At 48.1% G+C, this 26,603-nt stretch carries 13 protein-coding genes; 9 read left to right on the top strand and 4 right to left on the bottom strand.

Annotated features, from left to right (window positions below; all coding sequences use genetic code 11):
* Positions 1-711 carry a rhomboid family intramembrane serine protease gene (locus NG796_RS19430; protein ID WP_261208551.1) on the top strand — a complete coding sequence of 237 codons (711 nt, stop codon included), beginning with the start codon at positions 1-3 and terminating at the stop codon, positions 709-711.
* Positions 712-1,099: 388 nt separating this feature from the next.
* On the top strand, positions 1,100-5,584 hold the full coding sequence (locus tag NG796_RS19425; protein WP_261208550.1) for an Hsp70 family protein: 4,485 nt from the start codon (positions 1,100-1,102) through the stop codon (positions 5,582-5,584).
* 95 nt (positions 5,585-5,679) lie between these two features.
* Here the strand turns inward: NG796_RS19425 and NG796_RS19420 are convergent, their stop codons facing one another.
* Both NG796_RS19420 and NG796_RS19415 read right to left on the bottom strand, forming a co-directional pair.
* Positions 5,680-6,066, bottom strand: coding sequence for a hypothetical protein (locus NG796_RS19420; RefSeq protein WP_261208549.1), 387 nt, complete (start codon positions 6,064-6,066; stop codon positions 5,680-5,682).
* A gap of 102 nt (positions 6,067-6,168) precedes the next feature.
* Complete coding sequence (locus NG796_RS19415) at positions 6,169-9,303, bottom strand: CHAT domain-containing protein (protein ID WP_261208548.1); 3,135 nt, start codon at positions 9,301-9,303, stop codon at positions 6,169-6,171.
* A 722-nt stretch (positions 9,304-10,025) separates the two neighbouring features.
* Between NG796_RS19415 and NG796_RS19410 the strand changes: the two genes are divergently transcribed.
* The 4 genes from NG796_RS19410 to NG796_RS19395 all read left to right on the top strand — a co-directional run bounded on the left by NG796_RS19410 (position 10,026) and on the right by NG796_RS19395 (position 21,892).
* A complete protein-coding gene (locus tag NG796_RS19410) occupies positions 10,026-12,233 on the top strand; it encodes a caspase family protein (protein WP_261208547.1) in 2,208 nt (735 codons plus the stop codon).
* Between the two features lie 354 nt (positions 12,234-12,587).
* Entirely contained in the window at positions 12,588-20,252 is a 7,665-nt protein-coding gene (locus tag NG796_RS19405) for a CHAT domain-containing protein (protein ID WP_261208546.1), read from the top strand.
* A 264-nt stretch (positions 20,253-20,516) separates the two neighbouring features.
* Complete coding sequence (locus NG796_RS19400) at positions 20,517-20,744, top strand: heavy-metal-associated domain-containing protein (protein WP_261208545.1); 228 nt, start codon at positions 20,517-20,519, stop codon at positions 20,742-20,744.
* 230 nt (positions 20,745-20,974) lie between these two features.
* Positions 20,975-21,892 carry a hypothetical protein gene (locus NG796_RS19395; protein WP_261208544.1) on the top strand — a complete coding sequence of 306 codons (918 nt, stop codon included), beginning with the start codon at positions 20,975-20,977 and terminating at the stop codon, positions 21,890-21,892.
* 149 nt (positions 21,893-22,041) lie between these two features.
* Here NG796_RS19395 and NG796_RS19390 read toward each other — a convergent pair whose 3' ends face one another.
* A complete protein-coding gene (locus NG796_RS19390; protein ID WP_261208542.1) occupies positions 22,042-22,611 on the bottom strand; it encodes a DUF981 family protein in 570 nt (189 codons plus the stop codon).
* Positions 22,612-22,758: 147 nt separating this feature from the next.
* Positions 22,759-23,361 (bottom strand): cytochrome b/b6 domain-containing protein, encoded by a 603-nt coding sequence (locus NG796_RS19385; protein ID WP_261208541.1) that lies wholly within the window; start codon positions 23,359-23,361, stop codon positions 22,759-22,761.
* Between the two features lie 332 nt (positions 23,362-23,693).
* On the opposite strand from NG796_RS19385, the gene NG796_RS19380 reads away from it, so the two are divergent.
* The 3 genes from NG796_RS19380 (at position 23,694) to NG796_RS19370 (ending at position 26,442) form a co-directional block, all read left to right on the top strand.
* Complete coding sequence (locus NG796_RS19380) at positions 23,694-24,269, top strand: manganese efflux pump MntP family protein (protein ID WP_261208540.1); 576 nt, start codon at positions 23,694-23,696, stop codon at positions 24,267-24,269.
* Between the two features lie 147 nt (positions 24,270-24,416).
* Complete coding sequence (locus tag NG796_RS19375; RefSeq protein WP_261208598.1) at positions 24,417-25,601, top strand: pyridoxal phosphate-dependent aminotransferase; 1,185 nt, start codon at positions 24,417-24,419, stop codon at positions 25,599-25,601.
* Between the two features lie 43 nt (positions 25,602-25,644).
* A complete protein-coding gene (locus NG796_RS19370; RefSeq protein ID WP_261208539.1) occupies positions 25,645-26,442 on the top strand; it encodes a glucosamine-6-phosphate deaminase in 798 nt (265 codons plus the stop codon).
* The last annotated feature ends 161 nt before the right edge of the window (positions 26,443-26,603 follow it).

Here is a 26,603-nt window from a genome sequence, read left to right as displayed (position 1 = left end):
GTGGTTCCTTTACATGATGAAACACCGGCGGAAATTACCCCTTATGTCACTTATGGGTTAATCGCCGTTAATATTTTGGTCTTTTTCTATGAAATTTCCTTACAACAACAGGGACAGCTCGATCCATTTTTGCAAGATTGGGCCGTTGTTCCCCAACAACTGAGTGCCAGCTTTGCGGGAGAACCGACTCCCAGCAGTGTTCCTGAGTTGGCGACTTTGTTTAGTTCCCAGTTCCTACATGGAGGCTGGTTACATTTGGGCGGTAATATGTTATTTCTGTGGATTTTTGGAAATAACGTTGAGGACTGCTTAGGGCATATCAAATACATCATCTTTTATTTAGCCTGTGGTGCGATCGCCGTCTTAGCACAATGGTTTTTTTCAATGGATTCAACCATTCCCTCTTTAGGTGCATCGGGTGCGATCGCCGGAGTCATGGGTGCTTACATTCTGCGTTATCCCCAAGCGAAAATTCTCACCCTCGTTCCCTTGGGATTTTTTCTCACAACCTTTCGCATCCCCGCCGTATTCTTTCTCGGGTTTTGGTTTATCCAACAAGCCTTTTACGGCATAGCGGGTCTCTCTCAACAAACCAATATCGGCATGGAAAGTGGCGGGATTGCCTATTGGGCGCACGCAGGCGGATTTATTGTCGGGGCAGTTCTAGGTCCATTACTGGGGTTATTTTCTAACCGGCGATCGTCGGTTTAACTCATCCTGTCCCTATTCTGGCTGTTTATTTCACCCGTGACGGTCTTTAATTCCCCATCCCCTCACTCAATCCCTTATTCTTATAGAATAAGGGATTTTTTATCACCCTCAAGACGGCTGATCTGGACTTAACCTCAACTTATCCCGCTTAGTTAAGATGAAATTAAATTCACCCAACCCGTTGCGGCCATTTTTCAACAAGCTGCTCAGATTTTTTTCCCATCTGTTGGAGAGACTCAAAGCCGGGGGCAATCCGTCGTCACAATTACGCCGGAGTTGCAAAAGTTTAGAGCAATTATTAGCTTTGGAACATCCGAGTTATTCAGATCGGGAAAAGATTTGGAAAACCTATGCCCAAGTTTTGGACCGCGCAGCAAAATGTGATAGAGTGAATCGCTATACTAGCGGGAATGGCTCTCACCTAATTCAAGTAATTCATGAATTTGAACCCCGCCTGGGAACATTACTGCCAACGGGGACATTTTCCGCCAAGCGATCACTAAAATTTTTGCTGACAAGAGACCCGGTAACGGTGCAGGCATTAAATGCGGCTTGGCGGCTATCGGCACGAGTACAAGACGCGTCATTTCGTCAGGAAATTCAACAGTTTATTTGTGTGGAAATCGCCCGAATGGGTGAAGAGAATGAACTACTGAGGAAGTTGGTACAACGTCGGCAAGCAGGGCGTTTGGACTCCGGAGAGCTTGAAGCGATTCTGAACCCCTTGTTAGTTTCTAATTCCTTTCAAGGAAATGTACCCTGGAAAGCCTTTTTCTTGCAATTAACCCCGAGGGAACTGCCTCGCCTCCATCCGGTTTATGGGTTGATTGAGCGCTGGGAAGAGGCGGCGAATTTAGCGGAAGCGGTGAAAGATTATCGTTGTGCGATCGCTTACCGCATGGAGATGGGAGGGAAAGAAAATGCACTCCAGGTTTTAAGCTTATCTGAACGGATTCAATCCTCTGAGGCGATCGCCCAAGCACATCAAAAAGTCGCCTCCTGTTTTTGGGACGAAGGGGATTATACAACGGCGTTGGAGCATTTTCAAAAAGCGGGAGACTTGGAACGGGCGAGTGATTGTCATTACCAACTCGGGAACTTACCCGAGGCAGTGCAACTCCGTCCTACCTTAAATCCTGAGTGGATCGCACAAGTCCGAGACAGCATGGAAAGAACCGTGCGATCGCACTTGGATCAGGACGAATTTTTGCCCGCAGTGCGCCTCTTAAAAGCCTTGGAAACATCATGGCGGAAGCATTCCGCAGGCTCCCAAGTCCAGTCCGAAGCCGATCGCACTCAACATTTATTGGGGAAAGTCCTCAAAACGGCTCGCGCTGGGTTGGAAATCCAGTTAACTGAGGCTCAAGGAGTGAGAGAGACTGAACTCCTCAAAGCGTGGAGTCGGTTGGAAGAAGCGGCAGAAAATTATCAAGAGGCGGCAGTCAAAGCGCAGCAAGCCCAAGATTATTTTAGCGCATCTTTGCTCTTTGAAAAAGCCGGAGCCTTCGGGCAAGCCTTATCCGCCCTGGATTCGGCGGATTGTGAGACAACTGAGAGTATCCCCCAGAAAAAAGCCCAATTACTGGAACAAGGGGGGGATTTTTTTATGGCGGGATTGCTGTATGAAGAGTTAGGGGAAACCGATCGCGCGATCGCAATGTATGAACAGGCAAAAGAATTTGAACGGGCGGCTGTATTGCGACGGCAACAGGTGGGAGATCGCCAGGTCGTTTTTGATGAGCGCTTCATTGAATTACTCACAAAAGCGGGACGGATTGAGGAACTGGCGGAACTGTATGCCGCAAATGCTTACGAACCCGAGCGATCGCCGGAAGAAAAAGCCCTGTTATTTCGACGCATCAAGGAACTGGGCGATCGCGGCTTAGTGAGCGATCGCTTGCTCACTTTAGTGGCGAGGGAACTGCCGCAGATTGAAGCCTTGGATCGACGCAAGTTTGAACAACAAGCGCCGCGATGGGTGCAAGCTGCCACGGAAGCGGTGTTAGGGGACTACATTGATGCAATCGGGTTGGATCTCGGCACCAGTAACAGTGTGGTTTGTTTGTATAATAAACGCACAGCCGAAGTGGAAGTTGTGGAATGGCAGGGCAAACAACAAATTCCTTCCGTGTTTGCGATCGACCAGATGGGGCGAGAACTGGTTGGGGTTCCCATCCCTGAGTTACTGGGTCAATCCCCCCGCGCCATTGTCACCCAGGCGAAGCGAAAAATGGGAACAGAGACGAAATTTAAGGCGGGGGGAGTGGTGTACCGTCCCGAAGAAATTTCGGCCCGAATTATTAATTGTGCGAGGCAATTAGCCCGCGATCGCCTCCGCCAAAAAATTGTCCAACAAGTTTCTCACTTGGCGGCGCAAGCAATGGGAACTGTCCCACCGGAAGAATGGGTAATCGCTTATCTGGATCGTTATCCCCTCGCTATTCCTATAAGCAATGCAGTGATTACGGTTCCCGCTTACTTTAATGATGCGCAAAAACAAGCCACTAAAACAGCGGGAATGCTGGCTGATATGAATGTTTTACGACTCATTCATGAACCCACTGCCGCTTGTTTGGCTCAGAATCATCGAGTGCCTCACAATGAAACCCTGTTAATTGCTGATTTGGGGGCGGGAACCTTTGATATTTCTATCATTGAGGTGGAAGACAAAGTTTTTGAAGTCTTAGAAATTCAAGGGGATAATTCCCTAGGCAGTGCGGATTTAGACGAGATTTTGTACCGCCATTTTATGACTAAAATTGAACGGGAAACGGGGTATGAAATTGCCAGCGATCGCCTTGCTGCTACCCGGCTTCGTCAGGCTTGCGAAGAGTTAAAAATCGAACTTTCCACCCGCAAGGCTTGGACGATTCAGCTTCCCCAATTTATTAAAGGTACGACCCTTGATTTAAAACTCACCCGCCAGGAACTGGAACAACTGGCGGCCCCCTGGCTGAATCAGATTCGCAAAACTTGTCAGAAAATTACTCATAAACCCCATCGAATTCTGTTGATTGGTGGAGGTGCCGTTATGCCTGCGGTACGGCAGTGCATTCGTGAAGTTTTTGGACGAAAACCGAATGCAGATTTAGATCCGTTAACTGCCGTAGCCAGGGGTGCAGTTTTACAAGCAGCGATTCTATTAGGAGCACTTCAGGAAACCGTTTTACTAGATGTAGTGCCGTTCAGTCTCGGGATTAAGTCTTCTGTATCTCCCACTGAGTTTAAATTTGATGTTTTGATTCCTAAACATACGACGATTCCCACCCACAAGACTCATAATTACACCACGATTGAAGATAATCAAACCCGGGTTAAAATTGAAGTGTTTCAAGGCGAATCGCCGATTCCCGAGGAAAATTTCAAAATCGGACAATTTATCTTAGAAGGAATCTTCCCCGCCAAAGCGGGAGTCCCAAAAATTGAGGTCAGTTTTGACATTGACACCAATTGTCTCTTGAAAGTATCGGCGTTGGATTTGGGGACGGGAAATCAATGTAGCATTACCATTGCTGATTCTCATTTATTGACTCCGGCTCAACAAACCTCCCTCCAAACTCGCTTTTATGAAGCAAAAACTTATCAAGAACAATTGGGGCATTTACAAAAAATTTCCGCAGAAATAATGACACAGTTTGCGACCGTTGACAAGATGGAACTCGGTGATTTAGCCATCCGATTACGGGAACGGTTGCAGTTTTATGAAAATTATCGGGACCGATATCAGTTAACGGAAACAGATAATCAAATGTTGTTAGAACTGTATCGCGATCACCCTGAATTAGAGATGAAAGAACGGTTAGCACAGGATCGCTGGGATACCTTAAAACGGAGTTGTCAAAGTTGGATTCAGGGGTATCAGTCCTTAGATTGGAAAGGAATTCAAATCAGCGATCGCGTTAAGCTGATGTTCCAAGAAGGGTCGAGTTTACTTCAGCGAATTCGGGAAGCGGTAACGGAATTAACAGAAGTGGTGGGAACCTATCTTAAATGGGTGAGTGCGATTGAAAATTTGACCGTCAATTCCGATGGCAAGGCAGAAGAATTGGCACAATATTTTCTCAGTCTGCACCGCTACGCTGAGGCGATAGAGTATTTTCAGCAAATTGAGCTTCCCCTGTCTCTCAATCAGGTAGAATTGGGACTAGAAATTTATGCGCGATCGCGACAACGGCAAGATTACCAGGCTTTACTTCAAGCACAAGCGCAACCCCTAAAAATTCACAGTCCAGACTTTACCAATCTCAACCATTCTGTACAAATTTATGCGGCTTCTGTAGCCTGGATTCAGGTCAATTCCCCGGGATATACGGGGAATGGGAGTGGGTTTTTCATCGGAGGCGATCGTATAGCAACCAACCGTCATGTAGTATTCAATGAAGCAACGGGAGAATGTGTTTTACCCCACACCATTCAGGTAATGACTCAACAGGGAATGCTTCAAGTTGCTTCCATCCAATTACCCCATTGGGGACCGGATGATGTCGCTATTTTGCACTTAAAACCCACCTCAGTTTCCCGGACCCCCTTGCGATTGGGTTTTTCTGAATTGGTGGAAGTAGGGGAACGAGTTTTAACTCTAGGATTTCCTGCTGTTTACGAGGGAAGATTTGAAGACAATCTCTACTGTAACGTGGGATTAATCAACCGGATTCGCCCGCAGTCGATATGCAGCGATCGCGTCTTAGAAGTGAGCATTCCCCTCCAGGGTGGAATTAGTGGTTCCCCCTTATTAAACCAATGGGGAGAAGTCATTGGGTTGCTCAGTTTTATCTTAGAACAAAAACGGCAAGGACCCAACGGAGACGCCTACAGTGAGCGATCGTTTTATGCCATTCCCGTCTCCGTCTTGCGCCGCCTTTGGATGACCTAAATCCTCCTAAAAATCTCCCTCAAATTCCGATAAATTCAGATTGATACTCAACCCCATCCCTGTTAAAAAAGTATCCGTTTTAACAGGGATTTAATTTATCTTTTTTTTATTTTTTTCTTTAAAGCTCTTCGTTTAGCCAACTTTGCCTGAGTACCCCGTATTAAAATCCCCATCATTAGACTAGAAACTAAAACAAAAGGTAGAAATGAATAGTCGCCAAAAACAATCATCAGGATTAGAGCGATGAGGGGAGCTACCCCAAACATTATCCAACTAATAATCAGAGTGATTCCAGGAACATTTCCTCCAGCTAACCCTCGATAAGCGATCCCCCTCGCCTGAATTTCTTCCATCGGGTCAAAAGCATTGGGAACCCCTTCAATATAAGGTGGGGGACTATTACTGGGGACCTCAATAAACAACTCTCCTTTGCTGGGATTATCATCGGGAAAAAACTCTTCGTTGTCTTTGGTTGCACTCATGTTCTTAACCCTCCTAAATTAGTCCAATAACAAGACCCTTTTTATCCAGAGTGATCGGCCCAAAAAACCCCACTCCCGAAATCAAGACGAATCAACCGCCCCTCATCGCCATTCTCCCTGTAAAGTAAACGCCGCCCAAAAATAGGGAGACTTCCATTCCTCACTTGCCAACATCTCCAACTGTGCCTCCCGCAACGCTTGCGCCGGAGTCACCCCTTGTGAAAGCAGCTTCCCATAAAACTTCGACATCAGCGCCGCCGTTGCCTTGTCATCCACACTCCATAACGACACCACCAACCGAGGCGTTCCAGCATACATAAACCCCCGCGTCAACCCCACCAACCCCTCACCGCGAATCGAGTCTCCCAGTCCCGTTTGACAAGCGGAAAGCACCACCACCTGAGCATTCAACTGGAGATTAAAAATGTCATGCAGGCGCAAAAACCCATCTACTCCATTCCCTTGCTCATCCACGAGAGATAACACAACGCCGGACAACTCCGGATTACTGCTACTCACAAACCCGTGAGTAGCAAAATGCACCATTTGATACTGAGTTAAATCTGTATTCGCCACCGTAGCGCGAGAGGCATCAAAATCAAATACCGACATTGCCCTACCCCCAGGCACTAACGCCAAAATCGCCTCCGCTTCCTCACGAGTCCCAGGCAGTGCCGGAATCGGACGCCCGATAATTGTCTCCGCCGAACGATTCACCATAATTCGACCTAAATCTGATGCCTTCACCGCACTTTGTCCCGTAACCCGTCTATCATCCGGTTCAAACACCGGGTCTGCAATCAACACCACGGTTTTCGGTGCAATACTTCGTCCCTCACCTTGTTGGCGCAGAATCGCCAAAGTCGAGGAGGAAGGTAGATTGATAATTTCATGATTCACCAATAACGGCGTTAACTCCTCCCCTTGTCCCGGCGTCGGTAAGGCAGCAAAAGGGATGAAATTCAACACCCCATCGGGAACCACTAACAACCGTTTCCCAGCTAATTTATCCGCCACGGGAGACAACAACATCTGACTCAGTTCGGTAGCAGAGGCATTGATTTGAGGAAGGTTAGGAGACACGGTAATATTGCGACTCTCACCCCGATACTCAGGGTTTTGCATTAGTTGATAAAATTGTTCTCCTAGTTCCTCAATTTCAGCACGCGGAGGGAGTTCATAAACCTCTACACTGTCTGGAGTTACTGCCCACAGGAAACTACGGTCTTCGCCCAGGGAATATTGTAAGAGCAAAGTATCCTTATCAAGAACCTGCTGCTGAATTTGTTCAGAAGTCAGGGGTTGAGGTTGAGTCAGGGCTGCATAACGGGGGCTAGTGCGCCGAATTTCCGCCCTTAATTCATCCAGTTGCCGTAACAAAGTATCCAGCTCTTGTTGAATGGTATTGGCTTGTTCCGGGGTATGTTCTCCAGAAAGTAACTCCATGCGACGAGATTCCGTGGCATTGATGCGCTGCTGTAAATTGAGTTCCTTCTCCCGCAGTTCAGGGTCAATCCCATTGCGGATATCAGCATTGGCTTCAGCGAGAATTTCCAACAACGTGCGAGCGCGGGCGCGTTCGCTGGTATTAAAGGCTTGTTTGTCATATCCTTGCTCAGGATTTTGCTGGTGCAGTTCCATCAGCAGGTCGATGTAGAACTCGTAGGCATTTTGGTTTTGAGCAAAGTAAGACTGGCGCAGTTTTTCGCTGTCGATTTTGGTGCGGAGTTCTTCGATAATACTAATAGCCGCTCCCATGTCCGTCAGCGCTTCGGTGAGGTTGCCTTGACTGCGCTTGGTGAAAGCAAGATTGGAGAGGGTAATCGCTTCCCCTGCTTTATCCCCCACTTGCCGTCTCAGGGGCAAAGATTGGTTGTAGTAATCCAGGGCTGTTTGCTTGTCTCCCAGGTCGGCGTAAACCCGGCCAATATTGGAGAGAGTTGTCGCTTCCCCTGCTTTATCCCCCACTTGTCGTCTCAGGGGCAAAGATTGGTTGATGTAGTCCAGGGCGGTTTGCTTGTCTCCCAACTCGGAGTAAACCAGGCCAATATTGTTGAGGGTAACCGCTTCCCCTGCTTGATCCCCCACCTGCCGAGACAGGGGCAAAGATTGGTTGTAGTAGTCTAGGGATGTTTGCTTGTCTCCCAACTCGGAGTAAACCAGGCCAATACTGGAGAGGGTAACCGCTTCCTGTGCTTTATCCCCCACCTGCCGAGACAGGAGCAAGGATTGGTTGTAGTAGTCTAGGGCGGTTTGCTTGTCTCCCAACTCGGAGTAAACCAGGCCAATACTGGAGAGGGTAACCGCTTCGACTGCCTTATCCCCGACTTGCCGAGACAGGGGCAAGGATTGGTTGTAGTAGTCCAGGGCGGTTTGCTTGTCTCCCAAGTCGGAGTAAACCAGGCCAATATTGGTGAGGGTAACCGCTTCCCCTGCTTTATCTCCAACTTGCCGCAATAGGGGCAAGGATTGGTTGTAGTAGTCCAGGGCGGTTTGCTTGTCTCCCAAGTCGGAGTAAACCAGGCCAATATTGTTGAGGGTAACTGCTTCCCCTGCTTTATCTCCAACTTGCCGCAATAGGGGCAAGGATTGTTTGTAGTAGTCCAAGGCCGTTTGCTTGTCTCCCAACTCGGAGTAAACCAGGCCAATATTGTTAAGGGTAACCGCTTCCCCTGCTAGGTCCCCCACTTGCCGTCTCAGGGGCAAAGATTGGTTATAGTAGTCCAGGGCCGTTTGCTTGTCCCCCAACTCGGAGTAAACCAGGCCAATATTGTTGAGGGTTGTCGCTTCCCCTACTTTATTCCCCACTTGCCTCCATAGGGGCAAAGATTGGTTGTAGTAGTCTAGGGCCGTTTGCTTCTCTCCCAAGTCGGAGTAAACCAGGCCAATATTGTTGAGGGTAACCGCTTCCCCTGCTTGATCCCCCACTTGCTGAGACAGGGGCAAGGATTGGTTGTAGTAGTCTAGGGCCGTTTGCTTCTCTCCCAGTAAGTCGGAAATTCGGCCTATTCCTAACAATGTGGCTGCTTCCTTTGCGGCATCGCCTGCATCTTGATAGAGTGGGCGTGCTGCTTCCCACTTTTGCAAGGCTTGACGCAACGATTCGGCTGTCCCTTGTTGAAACAGTTGGACTCCTTCTTGGAACAACCGATCGCCCTCTGCACTCCCCTCTGCACTGCTACTATTCTGGGCAATCAAACTCTCTCCAATTCTGGTTAATTCGGATAATTTTTCCATGTCCTGGGCTGAACTTGGCGGGACAACACTTGCGCCGAGTAGCAGAGTTGTGGCTATAGTCAATGCTGAATGAGATAGTAGTAATAACCCGTGATGCACCATTGCTTTAAATCCTGATTTGTGAATTTGTAAGTGATTATTTAAGCATTAAAAACTTCCATTTGAAGGAGCCGATCGCCTTTGTTACTGGTCTTTTTTGTAATCTCAGGGGAGTGGAAGGTCTAGCGGCGAATCGATCCGGGACTGGGGCAGGCTTTTGGACTCTCTTTAAAGTTTAATAAATCGGATAATTGGGTTGAATAACCCCAGATTTTCCTGATTTTAACTGAAAAATTTTTATGATTTTGGCCTTGGATGGATGGAATTACAGAGGGTTTTTCGGGAGTAGGTTTGGGGTGGATTGGACTAGGTTTATTTGTTCAATTAGGTTAAGGGTTTCGACACGATAGCATAGGTTTATGGTGGAGTTGTGTAAAATTTAATAATTTTTTAATGTTTTTAGAGGAGTTTAGTGAGAGTTCAGTGATTTGGGGTGGGTTTCCTATGAGGAGAGGGCCTAATTGGGTATTTTATTTATAGGAGATCTGTGACTACATTGAGAGCAAACCCCCAGTTTAGGTTAGGGGGGAGTTGGAATTTGCCCATCTTTCGAGTAAAATTGGGGGAATCTGGTTTAGGGTGATACGGTTTCAAATTGTTCCTAAATTTTTCCCAGGTGTATTATGAAACGGCGTTATTTTGTTCAGGGTGCAGGGGCGGCTTTAGCGGCTTTAGGGTGGAGTCAATTCGAGATTCAGCGGCAAGGGTTACGGTATGCTCGGGTTTTGGCTCAGGATACACCGCGTAAGTTGGCGTTATTAATAGGAATTAATGATTATTCTCAGGCTAAGGTTAGTCCGTTACGGGGATGTATTACGGATGTTGAGTTACAGCGAGAGTTGTTGATTCATCGGTTTGGATTTAATCCCCAGGATATTTTGATGGTGACCGATGATACAGCAATTAAACCGACTCGGGCGGGGTTGATTGAGGCGGTGGAATCTCATTTAATTGCTCAGGCAAAACCGGGTGATGTGGTAGTGTTTCATTTTTCGGGACATGGCGCACAGGTGGTTAATCCTTATAATCCGTTGGGGAATCCTCGGGAACGGTTGAATAGTACGTTTGTTCCGAGCGATCGCACTGCGGAAATTCAGGAAGGACAGGCGATGGTTTCTGATATTATGGGGGCGAGTTTGTTCCTGTGGATGTCAGCAATTAATACGGAAAATATTACGGTAGTTTTAGATAGTTGTCACTCGGGGGGTGGCAAGCGGGGGAATTTGACGATTCGGGCAATTCCTGGCGGGGATTATCCCAGTTTGGAGGAACGGGAATATCATCAGCAGTGGGTGTCTAAGTTGGGAATTTCAGAAGAAAAGTTTATGGAGGACCGGCAAAAGGGAGTAGCAAAAGGGGTGGTGATTGCTTCGGCAGCAGCGACGCAGTTGGCGGCAGATACACCGTTTGAGGGATTTTTTGCCGGGGCGTTTACTTATGCTCTCACTCAGTATCTATGGCAGCAAACGGGGAGTCACGTGGTGCAGACGGTGTTAGGGAATGTCGCACGCACTACGACACGCATTTCTTCGACTCAGCAAGTTCCGGAGATGGAGGTTAAACCGGGAAGCGGGAATGAATCGAAACCGACTTATTTCCTGCCGGTACAGTCCAATCCGGCAGAGGCGGTGATTACGGCAGTGAATGGCGATCGCCTGCAATTGTGGTTAGGGGGGATTGACCCGCAGTCGTTGACGGCGTTTAATAGCAATGCGGTGTTTGCGCTGGCGACGGATGGAGATGCGGGGGGATTGGTGCAAATTGAGTCACGGCAAGGGTTGGTAGCGCAGGGGAAGGCAGTCGCACCTTCGGCAGGATTGCAACCCGGTGCGCTGTTGCAGGAACAGGCGCGGGCGATTCCGGAAAATCTCACGTTGCGGATTGGGTTGGATGAGTCGTTGGGGGGAGAGTGGGAGGCAGCAAAACAGGCAGTTGCTGCGGTGGAACGGATGGAAGCATTGCCGTTAGGGGAAACGCAGGTGCATTATATTTTGGGACGGATGACGGAGGCGCTACATCAGGAGGTCCGGGAATCCGGGGTGGGGGAGGTTCCGGCAGTAGGGAGTTTGGGGTTATATGGTGCGGGTTTGGATTTGATTCCGGGTTCGTTTGGGAAGGTGGGAGAGTCGGTGGTTGCGGGGTGCGATCGCCTGAAAAGTAAGTTTCGCGCATTGTTGGCGGCGCGACTGGTTAAACTCACTTTGAATGCGGAATCCTCTCGGTTGAATGTATCAATGGGGTTGAAGGTGTTGCAGGGGTCTCAGGCGCAGTTTTCAGCGAGTGCGTTTACGGCGCGCGGGGGAACTGGGAGAACCACTGAAGTCGTGACACCGAACTTGGGAGGGGGGATTCCAGCGGTTCCGGTTGGGGTGGAGGTACAGTGTGAGGTAAGGAATGGGGAAAATAGGGATTTATATGTGACTTTGTTAGTGATTACAACGACGGGGGAATTGGTGGTGGTTTTTCCGAATAGTTGGACTGCTGGCATTGATGCAGCGTTGGTGAAGGCAGGGGAAACCCGGTTGATTCCTGATGGCGATCGCGATCCGTTTAAGTTGACAATTTCACCGCCCTTGGGCACGGCTGAAATGTTGGCGATCGCGAGTTTATCTCCCTTGCGAACTTCCCTACAACAGTTACAACAAATTGCCGCAGCGCGGGGGACGCGGGAGGGAGTTTTAGGGTTGGAAGAGGAATCGGTTTCGGCGGTGGAAAGTTTATGGACTGATTTAAGCCAAACTCGCAATATTACGGCGTCATTTGACCCGCGTTCTCGCATTGCCCAAGCAGAAGAAATGGCGGCTTTATCGATTACTTTTCAGGTAGTTTGATGTTGAAAACTGAATGCAATTATTGACGGAATTGGGAATTGATAAATCCGGAGAATGAATTAGAAATCCGTAGGACTTTGATTCCCGGGTGCAGTAGAGTTGGATGGAAGGGATGATTTTTTTAATCTTTCTTGACAAAATAAAATAACGTGATATAATTGTGGGTTATTAAATAGTGGGTTTTTCGGGAGACGCAACCCGGAGCAGGATTTGGGCGGAACGGGTTAATTGAGGGTGCGATCGCCAGCGTGATTGCCCTCGTGAATGTTATCCGAGATGCCTTGAAACTGGCAAGGGTCCCCGGTTGCGATCGCTACTTGATTTCGGTTTAGGTGATTACTACAGGGCTATAAGATGAACAAATTCAGCATGATGCCGATCGCACTGGTGCTCTCATCCGTGTTGACTGCACCAGCCAGTTTTGCACAACCCATCGCCCCGGCTGCTGATGGCACAAATACTCAGGTTAACCCCGAGGGAAATCAGTTTAATATTACCGGCGGAACCCTGTCGGGCGATCGCCAGAATTTATTTCATAGTTTTGAGCAATTTGGCCTCAATCCAGGTCAAATTGCCAATTTTTTATCCTCTCCAGAGATTCAAAATATCCTGGGACGAGTCACCGGGGGAGAGGCTTCGGTTATTAATGGCCTCATTCAAATCACCGGAGGCAATTCTAATCTATTTTTAATGAACCCAGCAGGGATTTTATTCGGTCCCAATGCCTCCTTAAATGTCCCTGCTTCATTTACCGCTACCACCGCTACTGGAATTGGGTTTGAAAATGATTGGTTTCAGGCATTAGGAGAAAACAATTGGGGGAATTTAGTCGGAACACCTAATCAATTTGCCTTTGATATTTCTCAACCGGGAGTAGTAGCTAATTTAGGCAATTTAACTCTATCACCGGGGCAGAATTTAACCCTATTGGGAGGAACGGTTTTCAATGGGGGTATTCTTTCTTCTCTGGGAGGAAATATTACCGTTGCAGCGGTTGCGGGAGGGAGTCGGGTCCGGATTTCTCAATCGAATCATTTGCTGAGTTTAGAAGTTAGCCCCTCTCCTGAGAATCCCCTCACTCCCCAACTCACACCGTTGAGTTTACCGGAACTCTTAACGGGGACTGGGGTGAGTCATGCCAATCAGGTGCAGGTGAATCCCGATGGCACGATCGCTCTCACGGGGTCTCACTCCAGGGTTCCAGTGCAATCAGGGGATGCTGTGGCTTCCGGTGACATTGATGTAACAGGGGAAACGGGGGGAACAGTCCAGGTATTGGGTGAACGGGTTGCGGTGGTTGGGGCGAATATTGATGCTTCAGGCATGGATGGCGGCGGTACGGTTTTGGTGGGGGGTGAATATCAGGGTCAAGGTCCCGTTCCCAATGCGTCAGATACCTTTGTGAGTCGGGATTCGATTATTTCTGCCGATGCCCTATCCCAGGGAGATGGGGGCCGCGTGATTATTTGGGCAGATGATACCACAACATTCAGGGGTATCATTAATGCGCGCGGAGGGATTCAACCCGGAAATGACCCGCAGAATGGCGGATTTGTAGAAGTTTCGGGGAAACAAAACCTGATTTTTCGGGGGACCGTGGATCTAAGTGCGCCTAATGGCAGTTTGGGAACGCTGTTGCTTGATCCAGAAGATATTATTATTCAAAATAGTGATGCAACCGGGGGCGAATTTTTTGTACCAGGTCCTGATGATAATCAATTAGACGCGGATATTCCCGTCTTAGGAAACCTGGAAGGAGAAATTTTTGCAGGGGATGGGGATACCGCAAATTATACAATTTCTAGGGGTGCACTACAAGATTTGCCAGGAACAGCAAATCTGATTTTAGAGGCGAATAATAATATAACAATTGAGGAGTTGGTAGGGTTTGGAACTGAACTCAGGTTTCAAGCGGGAACGGGTTCTATTTCCTTGGTGGCAGATGCTGATGGTAATGGGGTAGGCGATTTTTCCATGAATACCGCCAATACTATCTCGGCAAGGGGGAGACATTTATCCATTTCCGGCGCGAATATAGTGGTTGGGGATATTAATACAGGACTGGGTTTCGGTTCCAGTGATGGGGGTGCAATTACTTTAAATGCCACGAACGGCAGTATTACTGCTGGCACATTGTACTCCGGGACGAATTTGCAAGAGGGTAGCGGATTCCTGGGTAACGGGGGGGCGGTTACGGTAACTGCCACCGAGGATATTAACATGAATACAATCAATACCAGTTCCGTGTTCAATGCTGACTCCCTAGAGTCTGGGGCTGGGAGTGGAGGGCCGATTACCGTTAGGAGTATAAATGGAAATATAGCAGTTCAGTTGCTGGATTCTTCGACAAATATGAACGAGGTGGGGACGGCAGGTAATGGGGGGGAGGTTCTGGTAGAGGCACTGAATGGGAGTGTTGATACCAATGCGATTAGATCCTATGCGGAATCTGTGGATGGAACCGCAGGTACAGGCGGGGATGTGGTGGTAAATGCGGGGACGAGTTTAATTATCCGCAATTTATTAAATTCTAGGAGTTCTGAACCCAACAGTGGGGGGAATGTTGAACTCACGGGGAATCAGATAGAGTTACCCCCAGAAGGGTCGGGACAGAGTAACAACGGGGGAATTTTACTGCTGCAACCCAGTACCCCCAATACCAATATTGCGATTAATGCCGAGGCGGAAGTACCGGGCACTTTAAGCTTGACTCAGTTCCAACTCGGAAACTTGAATTCGGGTTTTGATTCAATTATGATCGGAGGGGTGGATGGAAGCGGGACCGTCACTCTGGATAGTTTTCTCAACCCGATTGATGCGCCTCTGACAGTGCGATCGCCCAATGGTACGATTACGGTGAATAGTCCAATTGAGGCAGAGGGTACAGCTTCGATTACGCTACAGGGTGCAACCACGCTCAATTCTGACCTCACTACGGTGAATCAACCGATCGCCATTGAGGGAGATGTCACTTTGGGTCCCAATCCCATTATGGAAGGAGATGCCATCTTGGGATTCAATCCCATTACTCTCACTTCAGGGAATGGGGCAATTACCCTTACAGGACAGGTGAACGGGAATCAATCCCTCATCTTAGATGCAGGAATTGGGGATATTAGTGTTACCGGGGCCATTGGCGGGGTCACTCCCCTTGCGGATTTAACTGTGAATAGTACCGGAATTACCACCTTTGGCGGTGCGATCGCTGCTGCCAGTGTGACAACGAATGCGGGGGGAACAACCCAACTCGGGGCCGATGTCACCACGACTGAACCCCTGGGGCAAGTCTATGGAGATAATGTACTCACCCTAGGGAACCTCACCTTAACTGGGGATGAACTCACCTTTGGGGGAACCGTTACCGGAAGCGGAGTGGTGACCCTGCAACCTGCTACCCTGACAACCCCCATTGCCCTGGGTAATGCCATAGAAAACAGCGCGGACACATTAGATATTACTGCCGCCGATTTAGCTGCCCTTCAGGGATTTACTACCTTGATAGTTGGGCGTGTGGATGGAAACGGGACGATTTCTGGTACTAATTTATCCTTAACCGTTCCCACTACTATACAATCGGGAAATGGCAGCATTACCTTAGCGGGGGTAGATGGCACACAACCCTTGACGGTGACTTCGACGAATGGAACGGTTGCCTTATCTGAAGCCGTGGGGAATATTACGCCGTTATCATCATTAACAATGAATACCGGGGGGATTGTTACCCTGGGGAATGCCATTACCACCAATGGTCCTGATGGCGTAGCGATCGCCGGAACAGGAGGAATCACCTTAACCGGACCCGTCACGATTAATAGTAGTACCGGCAATGGAGCGATCGCCTTAACAGGTGAAGTCAATGGGAATTTTCCCCTGACTCTCACTTCCGGAGAGGGGACAGTCACCCTCCCGGCGATCGGGACTACCACCCCCGTCTCCTCCCTCAGCGTTGACAGTATCAACCCTGCCCAACTCACCGGCAATGTCACCACCCAGGGAGTGGAAGGGGTCACCCTCAATGCACTGATTACCGTGGGATCTCCCGTCACCCTCGATACCCGAATTGGGAATGGTCCCATTAACGTCACTGGGGCAGTTGAGGGCACGTTTCCCCTAACCCTGACAGCAGGAACCGGAGATGTGCGATTAACTGAACCCGTTGGGGGAAGTTCCCCCTTACCTCAACTGACGATCGCCGGGGGAATCCTGGATGCTGCTAATTTGAACGTCGGGAGTGGAGGAATTAATCTCACTGGCAGCACTATCACCCTGAATACCGTCAACACCACAGACGGGGGAACCCTGGCGATTAACAATACCGGAACCCTCAACCTTGCTGGATTACTGAATCTCGCCGGGTTCTTTTCCCAAACTGGAACGGGAACCGTAATTTTAGGAAATAATCTCACTACTGCTAACCAGAATATCAGTTTTAATAGCCCGGTTACCTTCACCGGAACCCCAGAAATCTCCGCAGGAACAGGGAGTCTGTCTTTTAATAATACCCTCAACGCCGGGACCAGTAATCTGAGTCTAACCGCCAATGAGATGGAGTTTGGCGGGGCAATTAGTGGGACTGGGTTAGTATTTTTATCCCCCGCTTCTAGCGATCGCAATATTCAAATCGGGGGAACAGTTAGCACTAATGCCCTAAATCTCTCCCTTGCCGAACTGAATCTCTTTCAACCGGGATTTGCCCAAATTACCATCGGACGGATTGATAGTATCGGAACCATTGCCCTTGCGCCTCTCACCCTGTCTAACCAATCCTTTGTCTTCCAAAGCGGCAACGGCATTATTTCTTTGTTAGGACTGCTACGGGGTAACCTGGGTGCGGATTTCACCTTCTTTGCCAATGAGATTGAACTCGCTGCCGGAATCGAAACCGATGGAACTGATATTGTCTTCGATGGCAATGTGACCCTTGCTGCTGATGTTACCCTGAATACAGGTCCTGGTGAGGGAACCATCACTTTTGAACGAACGGTGAACGGACCTCACCAACTCACCCTCCAGGCAGGGACTGGGAATGTGGAATGGTTAGGGGCAGTCGGAGGAACTGAACCGTTAGCGGGGACGACTGCCAGTGGGAATACGATCCTGTTATCCTCGGGACTTCGTACCCTCGGGGATATTATCCTGAATGGTAACCTCCGCCTGATTGATAATACGGCGATCGCCTCCCAAAATGGGGATATCCAGTTCAATGGATTAGTGGATAGTCTCACGTCTCCCATTAATTTGAGTCTAAGTGCAGGAGGCGGCATTACCCTGAACCAAGCAGTGGGTTCTCAAATTCCCCTCGCCCAATTACAAGTCAGCGATGCTACCTCGGTTACGGCAACTGCCCCCATTACTAGCAATACCGTAGGGATTTCCGCCAGTCAGATCCAACTGGATGGAGACATTACCACACCGGGAGGAAATGTCACCGTTACTGCTAATAATCAGCTAAGGGTGAGAAATATTACCACATCGGGGGGCGCAATTCAGGTGATTAACACTACTGGGGATACTAATGCCGGTAACCTGAATAGTTCCAATCCCAATGGAATCGGAGGGGCGATCGCCATCGAAGCGCCCAATGCCGCAACCCTCGCCGGTGACTTAATTTCCACCGGACAAACGGGGGGAGATATCCGCGTCATTGCCCGCGATCGCATTCAAGTCGGTAACATTGATTCCTCCGGCAGTATCAATAGTGGCGGTAATGTTTTTATTGACCCGGAAAACGATACAGAAGTCGGATATATCAACGCCCAAGGGGGTAATTCCGGGAGTGGGGGAGATATCTTTATCCAAACCGGACAGTTTTTCCGGGCGATGAATACCTTTCGCGATCGCAACGGACAAACCGCCAGTATTTCTTCGGCGGGGGGACAAGGCGGCGGTTCCATTTCCCTCAATCATGGGGGAGGGGACCTGGAAATTCCCTTGATCATTGGAGATAACAGCAGCAACGGGACTGCTGGGGTGATTACCACCGGCAGCGAAACTCTCACCTTGGGAGAATCCTTCCTCGGTCCTGTGACTCGCGGGAATATTACCGTGGTAACCGGGGAAGTGATACCACCGGAAGAGGAAGAACCCATCGAGGAACTGCCCCCAGAAGAACCCATCGAGGAAGTCCCACCGGAAGAACTGCCCCCAGAAGAACCCATCGAGGAAGTCCCACCAGAAGAACTGCCCCCAGAAGAACCCATCGAGGAAGTCCCTATTGAGGAAGTCCCCATTGAGGAAGTACCATCGGAAGAACTGCCACCGGAAGAACCCATCGAGGCAGTACCCCCGGAAGAACTGCCACCGGCAGAACCCATTTTGACCCCGACAATCATCCCGGGGAACACCGATATACAACCCTTGGGATCGGCAACAGAGGCACCCGGGGAAGCAACATCGGAAACCCCCGCAACAGGGGAACCCACACTAGCAACGGTATCCCCATCGGAAACCGCCGCCCCTGTTGGCGTGGAATCGACGGTTGCGGAAGATCCCAACGCGGTAATTGCGCCCACCATTGCACCTCCGGCGATCGCCTCCCCAGGCGAGACAATTCCGATCGCCCCTGAGGAGATTGTACCCCCTGCCCAAGACTTGGAACCCACCCTAAACACTCCCGAACCCGTCCTGTCTGTCTTAGCAGAAACCCCCCTTCAACCTTTGGGAGAATCGCCGGTACTCCTGATTCAACAAGGACTTTCCGACACCCTGCGATCGGTAATCGAACGCAATGCCAGTGAGGGAAATCAAGGACCGGCGATCGGCATTTTTCGGGAATCCATTGCTCAAAATATTGATACTGGCATGGGGGCAATGGAACAAGTTTTTAGCGATAGCTTTAGTCAACATAACGGGATTCCAGCGGGACAAATCGTTTCCTTAACCCAAGCACAAACCTTGATGGGGAATATTGAAGCAGAAACCGGCGTGAAACCTGCCTTAATTTATGTCAGATTTGCCCCCATCAGTTTAGACAGCGATCGGGACCAGGACCAACTGGAAATCCTGATTGTCACCGCCGAGGGACAACCCATTCCCAAACGAATTCCTAACACCAGTCGCGCCGAAATTCAAAAAGTAGCGAATGCCTTTCGGGGAGAACTGACAGCAACCGGAATTCGTCGTAAACGCTATTTACAAAGCGCCCAACAGCTTTATAACTGGATCATTGCCCCCATCGAAGCGGAGTTAAAAGCCAAAAATATTAAAAATTTAGCCTTCATCATGGATAGCGGATTGCGGAGTCTTCCCATCGCGGCCCTCCATGATGGCAATCAATTCCTCGTGGAAACATACAGCGTTGGGCTGATGCCTTCTTTAAGCTTAACCGATACCCGATATGCAGATATTAAATCCCGGGAAGTTTTAGCAATGGGGGCTTCGGAATTTACGGAATTAAACCCCTTACCCGCCGTTCCCTTAGAAGTGGAAACGATTACCACAAAACTGCGAAAGGGACAATCCTTTATCAATGAATTGTTTACCTTAGAAATTCTCAAACGAGAACGAAATGCTCATCAATACTCCATCGTTCATTTAGCAACGCATGGGGAATTTCAATCCGGACAACTCAGCAATTCCTATATTCAACTCTGGGACCGGAAGCTGAAAATGGATGAAATTCGAGAACTTGGTTTTAACGACCCGCCGTTAGAATTGCTGGTCCTCTCCGCCTGCCGAACTGCGGTGGGGGATGAACAAGCGGAATTAGGATTTGCCGGGTTAGCAGTCCAAGCAGGGGCTAAAACTGCCCTAGCCAGTTTATGGTATGTTTCGGATGAAGGAACTTTTGGGTTAATGACTGAATTTTATCACCATTTAAGTCAAGCCCCCATCAAAGCCGAAGCCCTCCGGCAAACCCAACTGGCGATGATTCAAGGGCAAGTCCGAGTCGAGGATGGTATCCTTTATACGGCTAATCAGCAAATCCCTTTACCCGAGGCGATCGCCCATCTCTCTCAATCGGATTTAACCCATCCTTATTATTGGTCCGCCTTCACTCTCATCGGCAGTCCTTGGTAAATCAGGTGCAATCAATCGTAAGTTCAACGTCACGACTGAAGTCATTCTCTTAGTTGGTAGTCATGACTTCAGTCGTTCCTTCTGCAATATCTGTGGGGGTTCAAACTCCCGCTGATTTCTAAAATTAAGATATTGGACCCAGAAACGACGGGGACCCCGTGAAATGTGAAGTTTTGTTAATTTAACTAGACTCTCCAGTGCAGAGGAAGGTTTATGCTGAACTCAGCAACCTCTAACGACCCTTGTAAGGAGAGAGTTTGAATTATGGAAACCGTCAATTTGAGATTAAAAGGGATGAGTTGTGCCTCCTGTGCAACCCAGATTGAAAAAGCAATCCGAGGCGTTCCCGGTGTGGAAGAATGTAGCCTCAACTTTAGCGCGCAACAAGCGCGAGTGAAGTATAATCCCAGAAAAACGGAACTAGATCGCATCCAAACTGCTGTATCTGATGCTGGATATACTGCCGAACTCCTGCAAGAGTTGAAAAGTTAAGCGATGAATCCGGAACAACAATCCCGGCAAGGGAACCAGATTGGTAAGTAGACCCGACAATTCAGGAGGGGGAGTATTTTGCGCCCTATTATAGCCATTGTACATGATTTATTATAACTCATTGACGATGGCTCTAAATCTCGGGAAGAAGGATTTCTTCCTTCAGATTTTCCAGATCTTAGTTTAAGCAATCCCCCAGATTCTATTACACAAAAACAGGATAAATCATCATGAATCGGTTAGTTATTGCAGTCGCGATCGCCTCTAGTTTATTGGTCATTCCCGGTTGTTACCGCCCCACCTCCGAGGCATCGTTAAATGAATCCTCTGAGGTAGAAAGGATAGAATCTAATCCCGTTGAAGCGAAGGGAGATGGACATAATCAGCATCATCAGCAGCATCACCCAGATTCTCATTCAGAACATTCTGGGGAGGAACCTGAAAAACCTCAGAATCCTACTCAAGCTAAACTCACGGTTCCCTCGGCGATCGCGGCGAATCAACCCGTTGCATTAGGGATTGAGATTCAAGATACTGCGGGAAATCCCATCTCTGAATTTGATATTGTCCATGAAAAAAAGATGCACTTGATTGTGGTGAGTGATGATCTCCAGTTCTTTTCTCATATCCATCCCACTCAGAATCAAGGGGGACAATTTCAAGTGGAAAATATTTTTCCCAGTGGGGGAAATTATACCCTTTTTGCAGATTACAAACCGAGGGGGGATGCCCAACGAGTTTCCGCGTTAAAAACGACGGTAGCGGGAAATCCCTCACCACCGAAAGAGATGACATTAACGCGATCGCAAACCCTAGGGAATACTGAGGTGGGGTTGATGTTACCCACGGAAGAAATTTCCCCCGGTGAACCGATTACCCTTGCTTTCCATTTGGAAGATGTCCAGACTCAAACGATGGTTACCGATTTGCAGTCTTATTTAGGAGAATTGGGCCATTTAGTGATCGTCAAACAATCTGATTCTCCCACAGAAGCAGATTACATTCACGCTCATCCTATGCCCAATCATGGACCCGGACATCTCGAATTTATGACCCAGTTTCCGGAACCGGGGAACTATAAAATGTGGGGAGAATTTAATCGTAATGGTGAAATTATTGCTGCTGAATTTTGGGTAACGGTTAAGTAGAGAGGAAAGCAAAATTCTGGATTGATACCCCCAACCCCCCTTTCTAAGGGGGGCTTTTGGGAAGCGCTTTAGTGCTTCGTTTAGGGGTGTTTTTGAAAATTCTCCAAGAGGTGTAATTGGGGACAAGGTAATCCCTTGTCCCTGATTTTTTATCTCATAGTAGGCGGAACCCAATCAATATAGCCTGCTAGATGTCCCCAATAGGAAAGATAGCCGGTAATTGCCCAAATCAGACCTGCGATGGTAATGGTAACAGCCCCAACTGTTCGGAGAGTTGGATTATTTCTCAGATAGAGAGAGGGAGTGGCTAAAACACCGCCTAATCCAGAAATAATAAAGCCAATTCCGGACATCCAAGGCCGCTTAGTCAGGTTTAAATTAATGATTTGCACCCCCACAACAATCGCGGCTAACCCGGCAAAAAAGGCGTAAATAGTAACCGTAATCAAATCCCAATCCGCAGCTAGGGCGACTGCTGCGCCCATAAAGACAATCCCAAACAAGACGGACATTTCGCCAAAGGCTATATTAAAACTCCCTGGAATCGGCCAAGTCCAAATCATGTGTAACCCCGTCACTAAGGCAACTGCACCTGTCATTCCAAAGCCAGGAATCCAACGTTTTTGTCGGATATTATCTAATCCCTCATAAATATAGTAAGCCAGCAAAAAATGACCGGCAACTAAATTAATGAGCATTAAACTAATGTAATTAATCATGACTGACCCTCTCTGATTTCTATTTAGAGTGGCAAGATTTGATTGTACCCTACTATGGGAAAATCGGGGTCAGGGAAGGTTCAAAATCAGCAGAAAACCTGAGATTCCCATGATGAGAAATTGATTTTTGAGGGGAACGGACTGTTGCTACCAGCGGGGATGACGGAACCAATTTTTGATTTTTTGGGGCCATAGCTTAGGACTTTCTGGCGATCGATAGTCTGTTTGGATCATGGATTGCCACAGGGGAATTCCTCCCACTTTCGCCGTTAACAACAGGTGGAAGGTGAGGGCTAATCCTATCAAAACCCAGGCGGTCAAATGGAGAAAATATGCGGGTTGATTCATCTGTCCCTGGGGTAGCCAGTTTTCATCCTGAAACTTCCCCGTAATTACTGATAATCCCGCTGCGGCTAACATGACCGTATTAGCAATCCGATGTAAGGCATACCACCAACTGGGTTTACCGACATTGCGGAGTTTCGACAAAGAATTTTTGGCAACTAAGCGGTGTTTTCCAAATCGGACACTATAAATGGCAAAGCCAATCAAAATAAAGAATAATAAAAAGCCAAATGTGCCATGAATATCAATCAGATTGCGGTTTGCTTTGGTAAGGTCTAGGCCACCCCATCGGCCATCCCAGCTATCATAAACCAAAAACCCACTCATGAAAGCTGCCAGGACTAAAAGGGCATTAAGACCATGCAATAATCGCAGCATCAAGGGTTGATAAGGAATGGAACGCATAGGCTACTCTGATGTTTGTCAAGGGATTACCAATTTTACAACGGGAGGTAGGACTCTGAGAAAGAATTGGGTCAACCCGGTACTCAACGCCTACTAGAATGCACCTTGGAGTGACCTCGCCTCTATCTCCGAGGTTCTGAATATTACAAAAATGATTAAATAATGAAAAATATTCCCAAATTTCCTGGAAACTCTGGGGAGAAAACTGAGGGAATTGGTCCCAAATTCACGGATTTTTTTCATTTTTGTTTCATTATAGGGATAGTTGTGAAATGCACTTAACTATGGTAGGCTGAAATCACTACCGTAAAAGATAGAGGTTAAGCAAAATAGTGAGCTTTATCACCACTTTCTTGATATCTTTAGGCTTGGCAATGGATGCTTTTGCCGTGGCGATCGGCAGTGGCATGGCTTTGAAAAAAGTCAAACTGTATGATGCAGCTTTAGTTGCCACATTTTTTGGAGGATTCCAGTTAATCATGCCTTTAATCGGCTGGATAGTTGGATTAGCGATCCGAGAGGTAATTTCTAATATCGATCATTGGATTGCGTTTTTACTCCTGGCATTTATCGGCGGTAAAATGATTCATGAATCTATCTATGAACAGGATGGAGTAGAGGAAGCCAAAGCTGCAAATCCCCGTAATTTATATATTTTATTAGGATTAGCCGTTGCCACGAGTATTGATGCGTTAGCGGTGGGATTAAGCGTTTCTTTGTTACAAACTTCCATTGTCGAGTTAGCGGTGGTGATTGGGATTGTCACCTTTGTTTTATCCTTTGCGGGGGTCTATATCGGAAATCGCGTGGGGCACTTTTGTGAAAAGCAAGTGACGATTCTAGGCGGCGTGATTTTAATCGGAATAGGCGTCAAAATCTTAGTGGAACATTTAATGGCTGCGGGTTAGCCGATCGCCTCTTTCATCCCCCATTTCTTGTATGCTAGGAAACAATAGACCTCTTGTAAAATTCTGGATCGATCCCCCCAACCCCTCTTATTAAGGCGGGCTTTTTAGAATTTAGCAAGAATTGTAATGAGATGGAGGATGAAACGAATGGACCCGATACTTTCTCGGATGGAGGGAGTGCAATCGCCAATTATTCCACAGATTGGGGAACTGATTCGCGCTTATCCCGGTACGCTTTCTTTAGGACAAGGGGTGGTATATTATCCCCCACCGCCTGGGGCATTTGAACGCATTTCGGAATGTTTGGCGGATGCGAATAATCATAAGTATCAAGCCGTAGAAGGGATTCCGGCATTACAAACCGCGATCGCCACCAAACTGCGATCGGAAAATGGTATTCCCATCAACGAGGATAGTAAAATTGTTGTGACGGCTGGGGGAAATATGGCGTTTATGAATGCCATTCTAGCGATTACTTCCCCGGGGGATGAAATTATTATTCAAACTCCTTATTATTTCAATCATGAAATGGCGATCGCGATTGCTGGATGTCAGGCCGTTTGTGTGGCAACGGATGAAAACTATCAACTTTGTCCCGAGGCGATCGCTGCCGCCATTACGGATAAAACCCGTGCAATTGTTACCATTTCTCCCAATAATCCCACCGGGGTTGTTTATTCAGAAGCCGCCTTACGCCAAATCAATCAACTCTGTGGCGATCGCGGCCTTTATCATATCAGTGATGAAGCTTATGAATATTTTACCTACGATGGCGCAACCCATTTTTCACCGGGTTCTATTCCCAATAGCCATTCCCACACTATTTCTCTGTTTAGTCTCTCCAAAGCTTATGGATTTGCGGGATGGCGAATTGGCTACATGGTCATTCCTCAATCCCTCCTAACAGCGGTCAAAAAAATTCAAGATACCCTCTTAATTTGTCCCCCCATTCTATCTCAGTATGTGGCATTAGGTGCATTAGAAGCTGGGAAAGACTATTGCTTAGAACATCTTCCCATGATTTCAGAAATGCGCGACTTATGTTTGAAAAACTTCTCAGAATTATCTGAATTTTGTACAGTCCCCGAAGCCAAAGGGGCTTTTTACTTCTTGGTCAAACTGGAAACTAAACTCTCCCCAATGGAAGCGGCTAAACTACTGATTGAGAAATTCGGCATTGCCACGATCCCTGGTACGACCTTTGGGATTGAAAGCGGGTGTTCCCTACGGGTTTCCTACGCCGGATTGGACCGCGAAACCGCAGTGAAAGGGATTAATCGATTATTTCGCGGATTAGAGACAATGTACAAAACTGCCCATTCCCGTATGTGAAAATAGGAGAGTCTCCTTTAAAACTCCCCTACCCGCGAAAATTATGGATCATCCATCGAATTCTTCCCAAGTCACCCCTCCCCTGAAAGTTTTTTCGGTGGATGCCTTGGCGGTCCGTCTGTTTGCTACCGAAGCTGAGATGGCATGGGATGCGGCGGTTGCCGCCAGTGACATCTTAGAGAAAGCGATCGCCCAACGGGGGGAGGCGAGGGTACTTCTGGCAACGGGGAATTCCCAAATCCAATTTTTGGATGCGGCGATCGCCTTAAATCGGGTGGATTGGTCCCGAATTGTCTTCTTTCATTTAGATGAATACCTGGGAATTGCTGCCACCCATCCGGCTAGTTTTCGGAGTTACTTGCGCGATCGCGTGGAAAATCAAGTCCATCCTGCCGCCTTCCATTACATCAACGGAGATGCGATCGAACCTCTGAAAGAATGCGATCGCTATAGCCAACTTTTGTTAGAAAAACCCATTGATTTATGCTGCTTAGGCGTGGGAGAAAATGGTCATTTAGCTTTTAATGAACCAGGAATTGCTGATTTTAACGACCCCTACCCCATTAAACTGGTAAAATTAGCCCGCGCTACCCATCAGCAATTAGTGAATCAAGGACAATTTCCCACCCTAGAATCAGTGCCAAAATATGCCTTTACCCTCACCATTCCCCAACTTTGTGCCGCCCAAAACATCATCTGCCTCGCCCCTTCCCGGCGCAAAACCCAAATTGTCCAGCAGATGTTATCCCATCCCATCACCCCAGAAATTCCGGCCACAATTTTGCGATCGCAATCCCACGCCACCTTATTTTTAGACCAAGATTCTGCCGGAGAAATTTAACGCCATGACGTCGGTTGACAATCGGATTTTGTATGACAGCAATCTGGTTTATTATCCTTACGAACCAGGTCCTTATCCCTCAAACAAAGTTCTGCATTCAAGGTTTTAAGGTTTTGCAGAATTAGCCCCCCTTTTTAAGGGGGGTTGGGGGGATCTCTCCT

It is taken from the genome of Laspinema sp. D2d, assembly GCF_025370755.1.
Taxonomy (GTDB): domain Bacteria; phylum Cyanobacteriota; class Cyanobacteriia; order Cyanobacteriales; family Laspinemataceae; genus Laspinema.
This window is presented reverse-complemented; position numbering and strand designations above follow the sequence as displayed.

What these genes read in the sequence shown, in the direction of transcription:
- NG796_RS19420 (WP_261208549.1), bottom strand. Translation starts at nt 6,066, where the DNA reads ATGAGTGCAACCAAAGACAACGAAGAGTTTTTTCCCGATGATAATCCC.
- NG796_RS19415 (WP_261208548.1), bottom strand. Translation starts at nt 9,303, where the DNA reads ATGGAAAAATTATCCGAATTAACCAGAATTGGAGAGAGTTTGATTGCC.
- NG796_RS19410 (WP_261208547.1), top strand. Translation starts at nt 10,026, where the DNA reads ATGAAACGGCGTTATTTTGTTCAGGGTGCAGGGGCGGCTTTAGCGGCT.
- NG796_RS19405 (WP_261208546.1), top strand. Translation starts at nt 12,588, where the DNA reads ATGAACAAATTCAGCATGATGCCGATCGCACTGGTGCTCTCATCCGTG.
- NG796_RS19400 (WP_261208545.1), top strand. Translation starts at nt 20,517, where the DNA reads ATGGAAACCGTCAATTTGAGATTAAAAGGGATGAGTTGTGCCTCCTGT.
- NG796_RS19395 (WP_261208544.1), top strand. Translation starts at nt 20,975, where the DNA reads ATGAATCGGTTAGTTATTGCAGTCGCGATCGCCTCTAGTTTATTGGTC.
- NG796_RS19390 (WP_261208542.1), bottom strand. Translation starts at nt 22,611, where the DNA reads ATGATTAATTACATTAGTTTAATGCTCATTAATTTAGTTGCCGGTCAT.
- NG796_RS19385 (WP_261208541.1), bottom strand. Translation starts at nt 23,361, where the DNA reads ATGCGTTCCATTCCTTATCAACCCTTGATGCTGCGATTATTGCATGGT.
- NG796_RS19375 (WP_261208598.1), top strand. Translation starts at nt 24,417, where the DNA reads ATGGACCCGATACTTTCTCGGATGGAGGGAGTGCAATCGCCAATTATT.
- NG796_RS19370 (WP_261208539.1), top strand. Translation starts at nt 25,645, where the DNA reads ATGGATCATCCATCGAATTCTTCCCAAGTCACCCCTCCCCTGAAAGTT.